Origin of the sequence: Mesorhizobium xinjiangense (genome assembly GCF_009749525.1) — a bacterium.
GTDB classification, from domain to species: Bacteria; Pseudomonadota; Alphaproteobacteria; order Rhizobiales; family Rhizobiaceae; genus Mangrovimarina; species Mangrovimarina xinjiangensis.
The window spans coordinates 81,974-98,851 of the sequence record NZ_WOAC01000022.1 but is presented as its reverse complement, the minus strand read 5'-3'; the positions used below and the strand labels follow the sequence as shown (position 1 = coordinate 98,851).

The 16,878-nt window shown below is 61.8% G+C and carries 13 protein-coding genes; 6 read left to right on the top strand and 7 right to left on the bottom strand.

Annotation, left to right across the window (positions count from 1 at the left end; all coding sequences use genetic code 11):
* Positions 1-2 precede the first annotated feature (2 nt).
* Complete coding sequence (locus GM909_RS20670) at positions 3-1,115, top strand: ABC transporter permease (RefSeq protein ID WP_157019110.1); 1,113 nt, start codon at positions 3-5, stop codon at positions 1,113-1,115.
* Between the two features lie 108 nt (positions 1,116-1,223).
* Positions 1,224-2,249 carry an alcohol dehydrogenase AdhP gene (gene adhP / locus GM909_RS20665; protein WP_157019109.1) on the top strand — a complete coding sequence of 342 codons (1,026 nt, stop codon included), beginning with the start codon at positions 1,224-1,226 and terminating at the stop codon, positions 2,247-2,249.
* A 149-nt stretch (positions 2,250-2,398) separates the two neighbouring features.
* On the opposite strand, the gene GM909_RS20660 is transcribed toward adhP, so the two are convergent.
* The gene (locus GM909_RS20660) at positions 2,399-3,385 is read right to left on the bottom strand and encodes an AraC family transcriptional regulator (protein WP_235911998.1); all 987 of its coding nucleotides are present in this window, start codon (positions 3,383-3,385) and stop codon (positions 2,399-2,401) included.
* A gap of 99 nt (positions 3,386-3,484) precedes the next feature.
* Between GM909_RS20660 and melA (GM909_RS20655) the strand changes: the two genes are divergently transcribed.
* Together melA (GM909_RS20655) and GM909_RS20650 are read left to right on the top strand one after the other, a co-directional pair.
* The gene (melA, locus tag GM909_RS20655; RefSeq protein WP_157019108.1) at positions 3,485-4,939 is read left to right on the top strand and encodes an alpha-glucosidase/alpha-galactosidase; all 1,455 of its coding nucleotides are present in this window, start codon (positions 3,485-3,487) and stop codon (positions 4,937-4,939) included.
* Between the two features lie 76 nt (positions 4,940-5,015).
* A complete protein-coding gene (locus GM909_RS20650) occupies positions 5,016-5,462 on the top strand; it encodes a GFA family protein (protein WP_157019107.1) in 447 nt (148 codons plus the stop codon).
* A 76-nt stretch (positions 5,463-5,538) separates the two neighbouring features.
* Here the strand turns inward: GM909_RS20650 and melA (GM909_RS20645) are convergent, their stop codons facing one another.
* The 5 genes from melA (GM909_RS20645) to GM909_RS20625 all read right to left on the bottom strand — a co-directional run bounded on the left by melA (GM909_RS20645) (position 5,539) and on the right by GM909_RS20625 (position 13,148).
* Positions 5,539-6,909 (bottom strand): alpha-glucosidase/alpha-galactosidase, encoded by a 1,371-nt coding sequence (gene melA / locus GM909_RS20645; RefSeq protein ID WP_157019106.1) that lies wholly within the window; start codon positions 6,907-6,909, stop codon positions 5,539-5,541.
* 17 nt (positions 6,910-6,926) lie between these two features.
* A complete protein-coding gene (locus GM909_RS20640; RefSeq protein ID WP_157019105.1) occupies positions 6,927-8,594 on the bottom strand; it encodes an ABC transporter ATP-binding protein in 1,668 nt (555 codons plus the stop codon).
* An 11-nt stretch (positions 8,595-8,605) separates the two neighbouring features.
* Positions 8,606-9,724: an ABC transporter permease gene (locus GM909_RS20635; protein WP_157019128.1), complete on the bottom strand. Its 1,119-nt coding sequence runs from the start codon at positions 9,722-9,724 to the stop codon at positions 8,606-8,608.
* Positions 9,725-9,759: 35 nt separating this feature from the next.
* Positions 9,760-10,770 (bottom strand): ABC transporter permease, encoded by a 1,011-nt coding sequence (locus GM909_RS20630; RefSeq protein WP_157019104.1) that lies wholly within the window; start codon positions 10,768-10,770, stop codon positions 9,760-9,762.
* A 284-nt stretch (positions 10,771-11,054) separates the two neighbouring features.
* Positions 11,055-13,148 (bottom strand): ABC transporter substrate-binding protein, encoded by a 2,094-nt coding sequence (locus tag GM909_RS20625; RefSeq protein WP_157019103.1) that lies wholly within the window; start codon positions 13,146-13,148, stop codon positions 11,055-11,057.
* A 147-nt stretch (positions 13,149-13,295) separates the two neighbouring features.
* On the opposite strand from GM909_RS20625, the gene GM909_RS20620 reads away from it, so the two are divergent.
* Entirely contained in the window at positions 13,296-14,243 is a 948-nt protein-coding gene (locus tag GM909_RS20620; protein WP_157019102.1) for a helix-turn-helix domain-containing protein, read from the top strand.
* Between the two features lie 313 nt (positions 14,244-14,556).
* Here GM909_RS20620 and GM909_RS20615 read toward each other — a convergent pair whose 3' ends face one another.
* Entirely contained in the window at positions 14,557-15,480 is a 924-nt protein-coding gene (locus tag GM909_RS20615) for a helix-turn-helix domain-containing protein (protein ID WP_235911997.1), read from the bottom strand.
* 92 nt (positions 15,481-15,572) lie between these two features.
* Between GM909_RS20615 and GM909_RS20610 the strand changes: the two genes are divergently transcribed.
* Positions 15,573-16,850, top strand: a complete 1,278-nt coding sequence (locus tag GM909_RS20610; RefSeq protein ID WP_157019101.1) for an extracellular solute-binding protein — start codon at positions 15,573-15,575, stop codon at positions 16,848-16,850.
* Positions 16,851-16,878: the final 28 nt, after the last annotated feature.

Below are 16,878 nucleotides of genomic sequence, written 5' to 3'. Positions count from 1 at the left end.
GCATGCGGCTGGCCAACATATTCAATCTCGGGGTCAAGGAACTGCGCGGCCTTTTGCGCGATCCGATGCTGCTGGCACTGATCGTCTACGCCTTCTCGGTGTCGATCTACACCTCCTCGCGTGCTGTCCCCGAAACACTCAACAATGCGACCATCGCCATCGTCGACGAAGACCGCTCGCCTGTTTCCGGGCGCATCGCAACGGCATTCTATCCGCCTTATTTCACCGTGCCGAACCTCATCTCCTGGCCGGAGATGGACAGCCGCATGGATGCCGGACTCGATACGTTCGCCCTCAACATCCCACCGAATTTCCAGCGCGACCTGCTGGCTGGCCGCTCGCCGACCATTCAGGTCAACATCGATGCCACCCGCATGTCCCAGGCATTCACCGGCGGCGGCTATGTGCAGCAGATCGTGAGTTCCGAAGTGGATGAATACGTCAACCGCTATCGACAGGTTCAGACCCTGCCTGTGGACCTGGCATTGCGGGCGCGCTTCAACCCTCAACTGGATACCGGCTGGTTCAGCGCCATCACCAACATCATCTCCTCCATCACCATGCTGTCGATCGTGCTGACCGGCGCGGCCCTGATCAGGGAGCGCGAACACGGAACCATCGAGCATCTGCTCGTCATGCCGGTGACGCCGACCGAGATCATGCTGAGCAAGATCTGGTCGATGGGGCTGGTCGTGCTCGTTGCCTCCACCTTCGCCCTGGTGTTCGTCGCGCAGGGGCTGCTCGCAGTGCCCATTCAGGGGTCGATCCTTCTGTTTCTCGCCGCAACCGCGCTGCAGCTTTTCGCCACCACCTCGATGGGCATTTTCCTGGCGACGGTCGCCGGCTCGATGCCCCAGTTCGGCCTTTTGCTGATGCTCGTCCTGCTGCCGTTGCAGGTTCTTTCGGGCGGAATGACCCCAAGTGAAAGCATGCCCGAAATCATCCAGACCATCATGCTGGCCGCCCCCAACACGCATTTCGTCATCCTTGCGCAGGCAATCCTGTTCCGCGGCGCCGGTCTGGGCATCGTGTGGCCGCAATTCGCAGCGCTCATTCTGATCGGGATCCTCCTGTTCAGCTTCTCGCTGCGGCGTTTCCGGCGCTTTCTGAGGTAGTCATGAGCCCGGCAACTGCTTCACATGATGAGCAGCGAATCTGCTGGCTGAACCTTTTGATGGTGCAAGACCGGGCAGTGGGGTTTTTGAGGAAGAAGGAGACCCGATATGTCGAACATGATGAAGGCTGCCGTGTGCAGAACGCTCGGCGAGCCGCTGGCGATCGAGGAGTGGCCTGTGCCGGAGCCCGATCCGGACCAGGTCCTCGTCAGGATAGCCGCCACCGGCGTTTGCCACACCGATTTGCATGCGGTGAAGGGTGACTGGCCCGTCAAGCCGAGCCCGCCCTTCATTCCCGGCCATGAAGGCGTCGGTACGGTTGTCGGCGTCGGGCGCAACGTCAAGCGCATCAAGGAAGGCGACAGGGTTGGAGTGCCGTGGCTGCACACGGCCTGCGGATATTGCACCTATTGCCGGACCGCCTGGGAGACGCTGTGCGCGAAGCAGCAAAATACCGGCTATTCGGTCAATGGCAGCTTCGCCGAATACGCGCTCGCCGATCCGAACTATGTCGGACGGCTGCCCGACAAGCTGGAATGGGGTCCCGCCGCACCGGTCCTGTGCGCCGGCGTCACCGTCTACAAGGGGCTGAAGGAGACCGAGGTCAAGCCCGGCGAATGGGTCGCCATTTCGGGCATCGGCGGACTTGGCCACATGGCGGTGCAATATGCCCGCGCCATGGGCATGCATGTCGTCGCGGTCGACGTTCATCCCGACAAGCTGGAACTGGCCAAATCGCTCGGAGCCGACATCGCGCTCAATGCGCGCGAAACCGATGTGGCTGACGAGGTCCAAAAGCAGATCGGCGGCGTGCACGGCGTCCTTGTCACGGCCGTTTCGCCGAAGGCTTTCGAACAGGCCTTCGGCATGTTGCGCGCCCACGGCACGATGGCGCTCGTCGGCCTGCCGCCCGGCATGTTCGCTATGCCGATTTTCGATACCGTCCTGAAGCGGATCACCATACGCGGCTCCATCGTCGGAACGCGCCAGGATCTCGAAGAGGCACTCGATTTTGCCGGTGACAGCGCGGTCGCGGCCCATTTCTCCTGGGACAAGCTCGACAATATCAACGACATATTCGAACGCATGGAAGCCGGCGGCATCGACGGCCGCATCGTCCTCAAGCTGCACTGAGGCCCGCGCTGGAGGCTATTTCGCCCGGGTGATCACCTCAGCGCCATTCTGCCCCAGTAGCGCCGTGTTGGAGAGGAATAGTCGGCCCGGGCGCAGCGCACCAAGAACCGCGTCAAAGGCCCGGCCGGCGGTCGAGTCTGACCACTGCGTTATCCGTCGATGGTTGTCAGCAATCCAGTCCGCCCGGTCCTGCGGAACGCGCCGGGCGAGCGCTTTTGCAGGCGTCGGAAAGCTTTGGAGAAATAGTTGGCGTCGGCAAAACCGGAAACCCTTGCCACTTCCTTGATGGGTGCATCGGTTGCAAGCAGCAGGCGTGTGGCCCGCTCCATCCGCTTGTCGAGAATATAATCCGATGGGGGCTGCCCGACAGCAGCGGTGAACAGCCGGACGAAATGCGCACGGCTCAGTCCCGCCGCCCGCGCCAGCATGCCAACATCGATCGCCCGCCCGAGATTGTCTGCCACAAACCGCTCGGCACGCAGGACAGGCAGAGGCAGGTCCGCTGCCTCGATAGCCGTGCCGAAAGCTTCGTCATAGAGCGCGGCAATGGCCTGGTAAGCGGCCGCCGATACGGCGCCAGGCAAGTCCACCGAACCGGAAAGCAGCATGACGCAGGCTCCGGCCAACCGGTCGACCACCGGCTGCACCGGCCTTGAGACCGGCCCCTTGGCCGCCAGTATGGCGCCCGCAAGGCGCAGCGCCTCGCGGCCGCTCAGGATGATCCAGAAATATTCCCAGCTCCTCCCCCGCTCCAGCCAGTAGCGGTTGGCATGGGGAAAGGTCAAAAGCATCGTATCGCCTGGAATGAGCACATGGCGCGTGCCCTCGTAGTCCAGCATACCCTCGCCTGCCATTGTGTGCTGGATGAGCACAAAAGGCTCCTCCCCCCGCCTCAGCCCGTCCCAGGAATAGACTTCGTTGACACGCAGCTCGTAGCCCGCGCCCCCAGCCATGCAGAAGAGACCTACCGAGCCCTTCGGCGGTGCGACCCGGCGCATCTTGTGGCCATGTTCGATCAGCGAGGAAAGCACAAAATTACCCATTTCAGCACAAGCTTTCTCTACACGGTTTTGGAGGAAAGGGCTAGCAATGGTGTCAGCATGGGAGCGTTGTTTCGAGCGGCGGCTTTCCGGCATGGATCCTCGGGTCAAGCCCGAGGATCCATGCCTGAGGGCTACCCGCCGCCGCGATCGCGCAATCCACCCTATACCCCGGCCTGACGAAGAGGAAAAAACATGTCGTTCAAAGTCGCCATCATCGGCGCCGGCTCGATCGGCTTCACCAAGACTCTCGTGTCGGACCTTTTCAAGGTTCCTGAATTTTCCGACATCGAGATCGCCCTGACGGACATCAACGAGCACAATCTCGATATGGTCCGCCAGATCATCGAGAAGATCGTGGCGGTGAATGACCTGCCGGCCAGGGTGACCGCCACCACGGACCGGCGCGCGGCGATCGAGGGCGCGCGCTACATCATGAGCTGCGTGCGCGTCGGCGGGCTCGAAGCCTTTGCGGGCGATATCGACATTCCGCTGAAATACGACGTCGACCAGTGCGTGGGCGACACGCTGTGCGCCGGCGGTATCATGTATGGCCAGCGCAACATCCCTGTCATTCTCGACTTCTGCAAGGACATCCGCGAGGTGGCCGAGCCCGGCGCACTGTTCCTCAACTATGCCAATCCCATGGCCATGAACACCTGGGCCGCGCTCCAATATGGCGGTGTGGATACGGTTGGCCTGTGCCACGGCGTGCAGCACGGCGCGCGCCAGATCGCGCAGGTCTTGGGGGTAAAGGGCAGCGAGCTCGACTATATCTGCAGTGGCATCAACCATCAGACATGGTTCATCGATCTGCGCGTCAACGGCCGCAGGATCGAGAAGGGCGAGCTGATCGCCGCCTTCGAGCGCCATCCCGTCTATTCGCAGCAAGAGAAGCTGCGCATCGATGTCCTGAAGCGTTTCGGCGTCTACTCGACCGAAAGCAACGGGCATCTTTCCGAATATCTCCCCTGGTATCGCAAGCGCCCGGAGGAGATCGGCAAATGGATCGACATGAGCGAGTGGATCCATGGCGAAACCGGCGGCTACCTGCGCTACTGCACCGAGGCGCGCAACTGGTTCGAGACGGATTTTCCGAAATTTCTCGCCGAAGCGGAGAAACCGCTTTCCGAGCACAGGCGCACCAGCGAGCATGCCAGCTACATTCTGGAAGCGCGCGAGACCGGCAGGATCTATCGCGGCCATTTCAATGTGAAGAACAACGGCATCATCACCAACCTGCCGACGGATGCCATCATCGAAAGCCCGGGCTTTGTCGACCGTTTCGGCATCAACATGGTGGAGGGCATCACCCTGCCGCTCGCCTGCGCCGCCACCTGCAACGCCTCCATATCGGTGCAGCGCATGGCCGTGGAAGCGGCCATTGCCGGCGACATCGACCTGTTGAAGCTCGCCGTGCTGCACGACCCGCTGGTCGGCGCCGTCTGCACGCCGGATGAGGTATGGGCGATGGTGGACGAAATGGTAGTGGCGCAGGCTAAATGGCTGCCGCAATATGCAGCCGCCGTGCCGGCAGCGAAGGAAAGGCTCGCCCGGACAAAGGTCGCAGTCCGCGACTGGCAAGGAGCGGCGCGCAAGCCCGTGCGAACCGTGGAGGAACTGCGCCGAATGGAAGGCGCGCATCGGTAAGGTCGAAGCCGGGGTCATGCAGCCTGCAGACCTTCCTTCGTTCCTTCATCGGGCGAAGTGGAGAGGGAGAGAGACGATGAGTGATGGTAAACCGGCCAATGATGAGCGTAGGCTTTCGGGCAGATGCATGTGCGGAGCGGTTCGCTATACGGTCGAAGATGCATTCTCTTATGCAGGCAACTGTCATTGCTCGCTATGCCGGCAGGCGACGGGCGCGGCCTTCAAGCCCTTCGCCGGCATAGAGCGCGAGAAGATGACGGTGACCCGGGGCGAAGACAGCCTGCTCATCTTCGGTGAGGCCGACAATCACGATGCGCGCTGTGCCCGCTGCGGCTCCTTTCTCTATTCCGTCGTCCGCGAAGGCGCATATGTTCATATTTCCATGGGCACGCTCGTCGACGAACCGACCCTGCGCCCCACAGAGCACATCTTCGTGGGCTCCAAGGCGCCCTGGTACACGATCACCGATGACCTGCCGCAATATGAAGGCCATGTCTTCGAGGGGCCGCCGATCAATCGGTGAAGGGCGAACTCGATCCTCATAAAGAAGACGCCCGGTTTGTGAACCGGGCGCAAGTCGGGGAGAGTGCGGTACTTTTTCAGGCGACCTGCTGTTTCGCACCACCGCGCGCCCATTCGGGCAGCATGTCGCCATGGGCGGCGAGAAGGTCATCGACGAGGCTCCATATCTGTTCGAGATCGAGCTCGGCGCCGGCGTGCGGATCCAGCATGGCCGCATGATAGATGTGATCGCGGTTTTCCCTCATCAATGCCGCCACTGTCAGTTCCTGAACATTGATGTTGGTGCGCATCAGGGCGGTCAGTTGCGGCGGCAGCGCGCCGATTACGGTCGGCTGGATGCCATTTGCGTCCACCAGACAGGGCACCTCCACCGCGCACCCCTCCGGCAGCGAGGTGATGTAACCCTTGTTCGCGATGTTGCCGTAGATGACGGAAGGCTCGCCCGTCCAGACCGAATTCATGATGGAGGAGGCGTATTCGTGACTCTCCTTCACCTCGATGCGCTCGGCCTTGCGGTAGCGCTCGGCCTGCGCCTTCCAGCTCTCGATCTGCTCCACGCAGCGCTTGGGATATTCGTCCAGCGGAATGCCGAATTTCTCGATCAGGTCCGGCCGGTCGCGCTTGATGAACCAGGGCACATATTCGGCGAAATGCTCCGAGCTTTCGGTGACGAAATAGCCGAGCCGCGTCATCATCTCGTAGCGCACCTTGTTGGGGCAGCGCGGGTTCCAGTGGCTGGACTTGGGAAAGCGGCCTTCGCGATAACCCTTGAAAAGCTCCGGATAAAGGTCCTTGTAGGTCCCGTCGGGCTGCTTGTGCTCGAAGTTCAGATAGAATGCCATGTGGTTGATGCCGGCGGCCCGGTAGCGGATTTCCTCCACCGGTATGTCGAGATCGCGCGCCAGTTCCGATGCCGTGCCCTGCACGGAATGGCACAGCCCCACCTGGCGGATCTGCGGATATTTTTCCGCGATCGCCCAGGTGTTGATTGCCATCGGGTTCACATATTGCAGGAGGATCGCCTGCGGGCAGACTTCAAGCATGCCCTCACAGACCTTCCAAAGATGGGGCACGGTGCGGATGCCGCGCATGATGCCGCCGACGCCCAGCGTATCGGCAATGGTCTGGCGCAGGCCGTATTTCTTCGGCACCTCGAAATCGATCACGGTGGACGGTTCATAACCGCCGACCTGGAAGGCGGCGATGACGAAATCCGCGCCCTCGAGAGCGGCGCGCCGGTCGGTATGGGTTTCCACCTTCGCCGGCACGCCCAGCGTCGCGGCGAGCTTGTTTGCCACGATCGCGCTCTCTTCCAGCCGTTCGGAATTGATGTCCATGAGCGCGACCGTGGCGCCGGCAAGCGCCGGCCGCTGCAACAGGTCTCCGACGATGTTCTTCATGAACACCGTCGAGCCGGCGCCGATGAAGGCAATTCTTGGATTTGCCATTTTGCTAACTCCGAAGTTCAAGCGGCAATTTCGAATGCGGCGCGGACGAGCCGGGCCGTATAGTCGGTCTTGGGGCTGGACAGCACCTCCTCCACGGGCCCTTCTTCGACGATTTTGCCGAACTGCATCACCATCACGCGGTGACACAGCGCCCGCACCACCTTCAGGTCGTGCGAGATGAAGAGGTAGGAAAGGCCCTTTTCATCCTGAAGCTTGCGCAGAAGCGCGATGATCTGCGCCTGCACCGAAAGGTCGAGCGCCGAGGTCGGCTCGTCGAGCAGGATGAATTCCGGCTCCAGCGCAATCGCCCTTGCAATGGCGATGCGCTGGCGCTGTCCGCCGGAAAATTCATGCGGGAAGCGGTTGAGGATATTGTCGGGCATGCCGGCGTCGGTGAGCGCCTGGCGCACGCGCTCCACCCGCTCGCGGGCATTGGCACCGATACCGTTGACGATCAGCCCCTCCTCGATGATCTGGCGCACCGACATGCGCGGATTGAGGGAGGCGAAGGGATCCTGAAACACCACCTGCATGCGCGAGCGCAATGGCTGCATGGCCTTGCGGTTGCGCCCATGGATCGGTTCCCCGTCGAAATAGATTTCGCCGCCCTGATTGGGGATCAGCCGCATCAGGGCCTGGCCGAAAGTGGTCTTGCCCGAGCCGCTTTCGCCGACGAGACCGAGGGTCTCGTGGCGCTGCAGCTTGAGATCGAGATCGTCTACGGCGGCGAGGTCGAAATAGTCGGGCCTGAACATGCCACCGCGGCGCAGCTTGAAGGTGACATTCACATCCCTGCCCTCGAGAACGATGGACTCGCCGCCAGAAAGCGGCCTGGCCCGGCCCTTGGGCTCCGCTCCCAGCAGACGCTGCGTATAGGGATGTTGCGGATTGGCGAACAGGGCGTCAGTCTCGTTGTGCTCGCGCACCACGCCGTTCTGCATCACATAGACATATTCGGAGAATTGGCGGACGATGGTCAGGTCATGGGTGATGAGGATCACCGCCATGCCGTATTTGTCCTTCAGCTCCTTGATGAGATGCAGGATCTGCGCCTGTACCGTCACGTCGAGCGCCGTGGTGGGTTCGTCGGCGATCAATATGTCCGGCCGGTTGGCCAAGGCCATGGCGATCATCACGCGCTGGCGCTGGCCGCCGGAAAGCTGATGCGGATACTGTTTCAGCCGCGCTTCCGGCTCGGGGATATGCACTTCCTCCAGAAGCTCCCTCGCCCGCGCCACCGCTTCCTTTCTGGAGATGCGGTTGTGCAGATGCAGGATCTCGCAGATTTGCCGGCCGATCGTGTAGACCGGGTTGAGCGAGGACATGGGCTCCTGAAAGATCATCGAGACCTTCTTGCCGCGCAGGCGGCGCATCGCCCGATCGCTCAAGGTCACGACATCCTTGTCCTGCAGCTTGACGCTGGCGCCCGGCCTGATGGTTGCTCGCCGCGACAAAAGCCGCATCACTGTGCGCGCCGTCACCGACTTGCCGGAGCCGCTTTCGCCCACCAGCGCCACGGTCTCGCCCTTGTGAAGCTGGAAGGAAACGTCTCGCACCGCGTTCACCACCCCGCCCTCGACCTTGAAGTCGACGGCGATATTGCGCGCGTCGAGGATCAGCTCGCGGCCATGCTGTCCCAGATCGTGCCGTTCGGGAGGAGCGAAGGAATTGTTCGTGTCGAGCATCCCCGCCTCCCTCAATACGGATCGACGGCGTCGCGCAGGCCATCGCCCAGCGCGTTGAAGGCGAAGACGGTGATGAGCACGAAGACGACCGGCGACAGGATCCACGGATAGGATCCGATCACCGAGAAATTCGACGTATCCTGCAGCATCAGCCCCCAGGAGATCAGCGGCGGTTTTACGGCAAAGCCCAGGAAACCGAGGAAGCTTTCCAGAAGCACTACCGTCGGAATGGCGATTGTGACGGCGACAATCACATGGGACAGCACATTGGGCAGGATATGGCGCAGGATGATGCGTCCGTCACCGGCACCCACGGCCATCGCCGCGCGCACATAATCGACGCGCGCCAGCGCCAGTGTCTTGCCGCGCACCTCGCGCGAGAGCTGCGCCCAGCCGAGCGCGGCCAGAACGACGATGACGAAGGCGAGGAAGACGTTGGACGACGCCGTCGCCGGGATCAGCGAAGCGAGCGCCAGATAGAGCGGCAGTTGCGGAAAGGCCAGCACCAGCTCGACGATACGCTGCAGCCACGTGTCGGCGCGGCCGCCCAGATAACCCGACGCGATGCCGACCAGCGTGCCGACGACCGTCGTGATGGAGACGACGATGAGCGCTATGGCAAGCGAAATGCGCGCGCCGACGATGCCGCGCGAAAGGATGTCCCGCCCGAACTTGTCCGTGCCAAGGAAATGGACGGGTTGGCCGTCGCGCGCACCAAAGAAATGCCGTTTGGCCGGAATGAGGCCGAAGAGCCGATAGGGGCTGCCTTTGACGAGGAAGCCGAGCGCGATGGGGTTCTCCAGATCCGGCCCGGTGAGAGGCTGGAAGGTGATCGGGTCGAGCTCGCCCGTCTCTCCGATGGGGTAGGCATCGGGGATCGGCGAAAAACTGCCGTCGGGTGAGAAGAAGCTTATGTGGTCCGGCGGCGCGAAGGCGATGCCCGGCTCCTTCGGGTCCAGGGGCGCGAAGAAATCGCCAAAGATCGTCACGATCACCAGAAGCGAGACCAGCACGAGGCCAACCATGCCGCTGACCGAGCGGCGCAGGCGCCGCCAGACAAGCCGCGAATAGCTTTCCTCGCCATGGCTGGGCAGCGTTGCAGGTTCCGTCTCGGGCGGCAATTCCTGCATCGTGCCGTGACGAGGCTCGGGAAGAGTGGACAAGGTCATTCTGCCGCTCCTCCCAGGCGCACGCGTGGATCGAGAAGGGCGAGCAGAATGTCGGCGATGATATTGCCGATGATGAGCGTTGCCGCCAGCACCAGCATGAAGGTCGCCGTCACGTAGACATCGCCCCTGTTCATGGATCCGACGATGGCCGGTCCTACTGTCGCCAGCGTGAAGACGATGGCCACCTCGATCTCGCCCGTCAGCATGTAGGGCAACACCACGCCCTGATAGGCGACCAGCGGATGCAGCGCATTGGGCACGGCGTGCTTCAATACCACCGCCCCTTCCGAAAGCCCCTTGGCACGCGCCGTCTCCACATATTGCGCGTTGAGCGTATCGAGCAGATTGGAGCGCATGACGCGCATGTTGTAGGCCAGCCCGCCGAAGGTGGCGATGGCGACAACCGGCCACACATGCTTCACCAGATCGACGAACTTGCCCCACGACCACGGCGCGCCGCCATAGCGGGGAGAGAAGAAGCTGCCGAGTTCCTGCACATTGAGCCTGAAGGCGAGGATATAGAGAATGACAAGGGCCAGCAGGAAGCGCGGGATCGTCATGCCCAAAAAGGATATGAAGGAGAAAAGCGTGTCGACCCAGCTATATTGCCTGGTCGCGGCAATGATGCCGAGCGAGATGCCGAGGATCGACGCCAATATATGGCAGGTGAGCGCCAGCAGGATGGTGCGGGGCAGGCGCTCGGCCACCACATCGCCAACGGGCTTGTTGTAATAGAAGCTGTGCCCGAAATCGCCGCGCGTCACGATGCCGGTGATCCAGCGCAGATACTGGACGGGGATCGGATCATTGAAGCCGCGTTCCTCGCGCCAGGCTTCGGCCTGGGCTTCCGCCTGCTCGATGGATGCCCCACCCTGGTTGATGAGCTGGGAGCGGATATAGTCGCTATAATCGCCCGGCGGCGCCTGGATGATGGCGAATGTCACCACGCTCAGCACAAGCAGGACGGGCAGCGTCGACAGGATGCGTATGGTGATGAAGCGCAGCATGGCTCTATTCCTTGCTGCCAGTGGATTGAACGGCGCCAGCTACCCCCCTCTGCCCTGCCGGGCATCTCCCCCTCAAGGGGGGAGATTGGACGGCCGCTTGTTCGAAGTATGTTTTGCGATGCCAGCGACGAGCCTGGGTCGCCATGAAGGCGATCTCCCCCCTTGAGGGGGAGATGCCCGACAGGGCAGAGGGGGATAACAGCGCCAAGTTTTCCATTTGATCAAGTCTCTTTGAAGCACCCGTCGGCAGGCGAGGAAGCGATCCCCCTCGCCCAATCATGCTCTCAGTTCACCGGCCCATCCGAGCCGGGCTCGCCCGGCAGCGTTTCGGCAAACAGCTCAAAATTCTGCTGCTTGTCCTGCGGCACATAGACCCGCTCGCGGATGATGCTGTCCTCGGCCCAGTTGAACATGAAGATCGGCGCGCCGGCGGGGATGTTGGCGAAGCGCTTGTTGATGATGAGGGCACCCGGATACTGCGTCACACCGATGGCCCATAGATTCTCCGTGTAGAGCTTCTGGTACTGCTTCATCAGATCCTGGCGCTCGGCGCTATCGCGGCTTCCCGTAAAGGCGTTGACGGTCTTGACCATCTCTTCCTCGAACGGAAGCAGATCGAGCGTGCCATCGCTGCCGGCCCGTCGGGTCCAGGTGGAGCGCGGCCCGATGGGCGCCAGGCGTTCGGTGAATTTCAGTGCAGTCGCAAGCTCTTCGGAGTTGCGATGCAGCGCCCAGTCGAAATTCCCGCCTTGCATCATGTCGTCGAAGGTATTCGAGTTCTGGATGTTGAGAACCACTCTCAGGCCGGCAGCCTCCATCATCGCGATGACGCCTTCGGCAAGACTTCTGTTCGTTTGATATTCGCCGTTGAGCAGCAACACGATCTCGACATCCTGGCCGCCAACGCCCTCAACCTCGGAGGGGAAGTTGACGATGCCGTTGCCATCCGTGTCGGTCAGGCCAGCCTTTTCGATAAAGGCCTTCGCGGTCTCAACTGAATAGGGATAGTAGACCGTGGACGCCTTGTCGTAGAACGAGGTGCCCGAATAGAGTCCGCCAGGATAGATCGCCGTAAACGGCCCTTTCACCAGCGCCTCGCCCAGCCGTTGCCGGTCGAGCGCATGAGTGACCGCTCTGCGGAAGTCGAGATTGCGGTTGAGTTCGCGAAGCGCCTGGCCGCGCGCGTCCGGGCTGCCCCAGCCATTGGCAGAGAGGTTTGGATAGAGCGTATAGCCGATGGTGCGCGCACCGAAGGCGAGCCTTGCCGGCGCATCCTCGGACGCCGCTCGCTTCAGCGATTCCACATAGTTCTCGGGCTGTTCGAGATTCGAGAAGTCGCCGCTGCCGGCCACCGCCTGCACGTCGCGGTCCGCCCAGGTGGAGAGCTTGTAGTGCATCTCGTCGAGATAGGGCAGTTGATTGCCCTCCTCGTCCACCTTCCAGTAATAGGGATTGCGGCGCAGCACGATGATGTCGTCCGAGCGGTATTCGACCGGCGCCCAGGCCCCCATCACCGGCCAGTTCATGAAATCCGGCGGAAAGGCGTTCTTGTATTCTTCATAAGTGTTGTCCGAATATTTCGGATGCTCGGGCTTCAAGATGTGCGAGGGGCCGGGGCAGAAAGTGCCGTAGGCCATCTGGTAGAGATATTGCTCCGGGAAAGCTTCCTCGAAGGTCCAGCGGATCGTATGGTCGTCGAGCGCCTCCAGCTTCGTTCCCTTGCCACCAAACGTATCCACGGTCGCGCCGTTGAGCGGCGAGACATTGGGATCGACCACATTGTCTTCCCAGTAGAACATCACGTCCTCGGCATCGAACGGGTCGCCGTCCGACCACTTCGCGCCCTCGATCAGACGCATGGTGAGCTGGTGGCCATCCTCCGACCATTCCCAGCTCTTGGCGAGGTTGGGCATGGGCTCCACCTCGTCGGCCTTGATCGTAAACAGCGGGCCGACGCGCGTCAGGCATTCCATCATGCCGATGTCGATGCCGCCCCAGCCCTGGCTTTGCCCGGCGATATAGTTCCAGCCCTCAGGACGACCGCCGATGACGTGGCGCATGACATCGCCGTAAGTGCCGATGCCGTCGGGCATGTTTGCGGCCTTGTAGACCAGGGGCTCCTTCGGCAAACGCTCCTCGACTGGCGGCAGGTTGCCGGTCTTGACGAATTTTTCGGTCACCCAATCCGGTTCATGATATTCGCCCAGCGCGCGGTATTCCATGATGTCCGAAATGCCCACGAACACCGGTTCGCTTTGCGCCGGAAAAGCCGGCGGATCGGGTGGCCTCGTGGGCTCTACCATTTCCGCCTGCGCGGCGAGCGCGGATACGCTCAACAGAAGGCCGGCCCCGCCAAGGGCCATCAGTTTCCTGTACATCGTTCCTCCCTTTCAGCACGTTATACGGGCCCCGAACCCTCTATTCGGCAGCCCACTGCGTGCATAATGAACGGTACCTCTTGCACCACGACGCGCAATCCGCTTTCCTAAGCAATTATTCCGGTTTTTACAGATCGGCGAGAAGCCATGCCAGATGTGACCGAGCGGAAGAACACTGTCAAAGCCGAAGCGCGCGCCACACCGCCCGTGCCGCGGCCGGACCGCCGCTTCTACGCCGCCAGCAAGGCCTTCGGCCGCTTCGGGATACGCTGGTTTGAGCCCCGGCTTATGGAGGCGGAGCACTGGCACGGGCATATCGAATTCAACTGGCTGACCAGCGGCGGAATGGGCTATCTCTTCGACGGCCGGCCGGTCGAAATTCCCGCGCGCCGTATGGTGATCTTCTGGGCCGGCATTCCCCATCAGACTGTACGGCTCGACCGGGGCGAAGATGATGGCGCGCGCCAATGCAACGTCTATCTGCCGCTGGACAGCTTCCTTTATATGCCCAATCTCGGCTCCCTGACGGAGACGATGATTGGCGGCGGTGTAGTCATGCTGCCGGAGGACGCAACCGATGATGCACTGCTGAAGCGCTGGTATCAGGATTACCGCAGCGGCGATGCCGAACGCGCCGACATCCTGAAATCGGAGATCGCCAACATGCTGCGGCGCACCACGCTGCTCGGCTGGGAAGAACTCCTTCCGCCCTGGATCGAGACGCTGGAACCGGTCACCCGCACAGCTTCACCATTGCGTTACGTGGTGGCCATGGTGCGTCATATCCACGAGAACCTGGCAGAACCGCTTTCTGCCAGAGACGTCGCCAAGGTGGTCGGCCTGCATCCCAACTACGCGCTCAATCTTTTCACGCGTGTCATGCGCATCCCCATGCGCCGCTTCATCATTCGCATGCGGCTTATCCGGGCACGGGCGCTTCTTTTCGAGGGCAACCAGTCGATCGCCAATGTGGCGTTCCAGTCCGGCTTCGCCTCGCAAAGCCAATTCTACGCCCATTTCCGCGCAGCTTACGACATCACGCCGCTCGAGATGCGGCGGAATCTGGTCTTCACCGGCAAGGCCGGACAGGGATAGGGGCTGTAGCTCAGCCCAGGACCAGATGGTGCATGCCGCTCCCTCACCTGGAATGGGTCGCGGATTCTCTTCATTGTGAGGCCCTACGATTGAACAGCATGTCGGCAGTTCGCCACGCCGCCGATAGATGCACTTTTTTTCGCCGGCGTGGACACCGGCTGGAAATTGCACCCGCCTGGTCTGTCGGACGCTGACGGCCGCAGCCCCGATGGTCTTCTCGCCGGCGGCTTCGGCGAGCGTGTGGAAAAAATCGGCCGATGCGGGCAGGTTTTCAGGATCTTTTGACTAGGGGCGGGGGCAGATAATTCAACCTTCAGGAAAGCGGTCGTTCCTCCAGGCCCGCCGGTGGCATCTGGGGCCGGTTGCGCAGGCGCTGGCGGAAATCGGACGGGCTCATTCCGGCGATCTTGCGGAAGCAGTTGGTGAAGGCCGATAGCGAGCCGAAGCCGCTATCCATCGCTACCCGCAGCACATTCGCATCCTCCTGCATGAGCAGCGCCTGGGCATAGGAGAGCCGCAGAAGGCTCACATATTCGTTGAGCGTCATGCCGGTCGACTTCTTGAAGACGCTCATGGCGTATTTGGGATGGATGTCGGCCGACAGCGCGATGTCGGTGGAATCGATGTCGTGACGGAAATTCTCGGCGATGAAGGCGCAGATGCGGCCGATGCTGTGAAAGCTGGTACGGTCCGGCGCCTCGGTCTCGGCCACAGCGAGCCCGCAGCCTTCCAGAAGCCTGTGCGGCTCGAACTGGATACGCTCGATGCGCAGGAGAAGCTCGTCGATGGCATGGTCGATGCGCTTTTCCTCGCGCGAACCGATATAGCAGGACCAGCGGTTGAAATCGAAGTCGTCCGAATCGCCCGCCCCGCCGGCAATCAGCGTCGCTCCGCGCATCAGCTTTTGCTGCATTTCAGCCGTCAGGCGCAGGCGAAAGAAATGCACCAGCGGCACATGGATGGCGATGTACCAGGCATCCTCAGACGTATCCACCACCCGGTGCGGCAGCCCGCCCCAGAAGAGGCACAGATCGCCCGTCTTCAGATTAACGTCATGGTCCTGCATGCGATAGTCGACCCGGCCGCGGAAAACGTAGTTCACTTCCACCTGGGCATGCCAATGCGTGGTGCGCATGATGCCGGGCTGCCCGTGGCTCGACACGAGCCTGGTGGGCGCCTTTTCGACGGTGCTTTTGGCAGGCTCCCAATAACGTTTGCCGGTTATCTTACCATCCAACGAGTCCGCCTTCCCATTCGACGTGACGCAGGAAAATCCTCCTCTAAGCTACGAAAGGCCCGGTCTGTGGGCAACAAAAAAGGGAGGAACTCATGCGCACGACGCTTGGTGGCGCCGCATTGGCGCTTGTGCTTACGGCAGGAGCCGCTCCGGCTTTCGCCCAATCGGGCGAAATCACCGTCTGGAGCTGGAATGTCGCCGCCTCGGCCCTTGAGGCGACCGTCGAGGGCTTCAATGCCGAACATCCGGATGTGAAGGTGACGGTTCAGGATCTAGGCAACGACCAGGTCTTCGACCGCACGCTGGCCGGCTGCGCGGCGGGCGGCGGGGGCCTGCCCGACGTGCTTTCCATCGAAAACCACGAGGCGGAGATTTTCTGGGCGCAGTTCCCCGACTGCTTCACCAATCTGAAGGAGCTTGGCTACACGGAGGAGATCGCCTCGGGTTTCCCGGAGTTCAAGCGGGTCGAGCTCGAAGTGGGCGATGCGGCCTACGCAATGCCCTGGGACTCCGGTCCGGTGGTGATGTTCTACCGCCGCGATTTCTATGAGAAGGCGGGCGTAAAGCCGGAAGACATCAAGACCTGGGACGATTTCACCGAGGCCGGGAAGAAGATCGCCGAGGCAAATCCCGGCGTGGTGATGACACGGGCCGATTTCAATGGCGATGCGGAGTGGTTCCGCATGATCGCGAATGAGCAGGGCTGCGGCTATTTCTCCAACGACGCTTCCTCGATCACCATCAATCAGCCGGCCTGCGTGGCCGCTCTCGATGCGGTCAAAAAGATGTACGACGCCGGCATCATCACGGCCGCCGACTGGAACGAGAAGATCCAGGCCAACACCGCCGGCACTGCCGCCAGCCAGATGTATGGCGGCTGGTATGAAGGCACGATCCGAAACAATTCGCCGGACCTCGCCGGCAAATGGGGTATCTACCGCATGCCGAGCGTGACGGCGGACGGGCCGCGCGCGGCCAATCTCGGCGGCTCCTCGCTGGCGATCCCAACCGTTTCGAAAAACAAGAAAGCGGCCTGGGCCTTCGTCAACTACACGCTGGGCACCAATGAGGGCCAGGTGACGATGCTGCGCGAATTCGGCCTCGTGCCATCGCTGCTGTCCGCCCTCGATGATCCTTACATGCAGGAACCGCAACCCTATTGGGGTGGCCAGAAGGTGTGGGTGGATATTCTCGAAACGCTGGATGAGATCGAACCGAGCCGCGGCACACCCTTCTTCGGCGATGCCGACGGCATCATGATCGCCGTGCAGACACGCTATCTCACCGGGGAATTCGCAAGCGCCCAGGAAGCACTCGACGATGCGGCCAACCAGATCGCGCTGGTGACGGGCTTGCCGATCGCGGAGTGATTTCGCCAGATTCGCGGATGCTGAGATT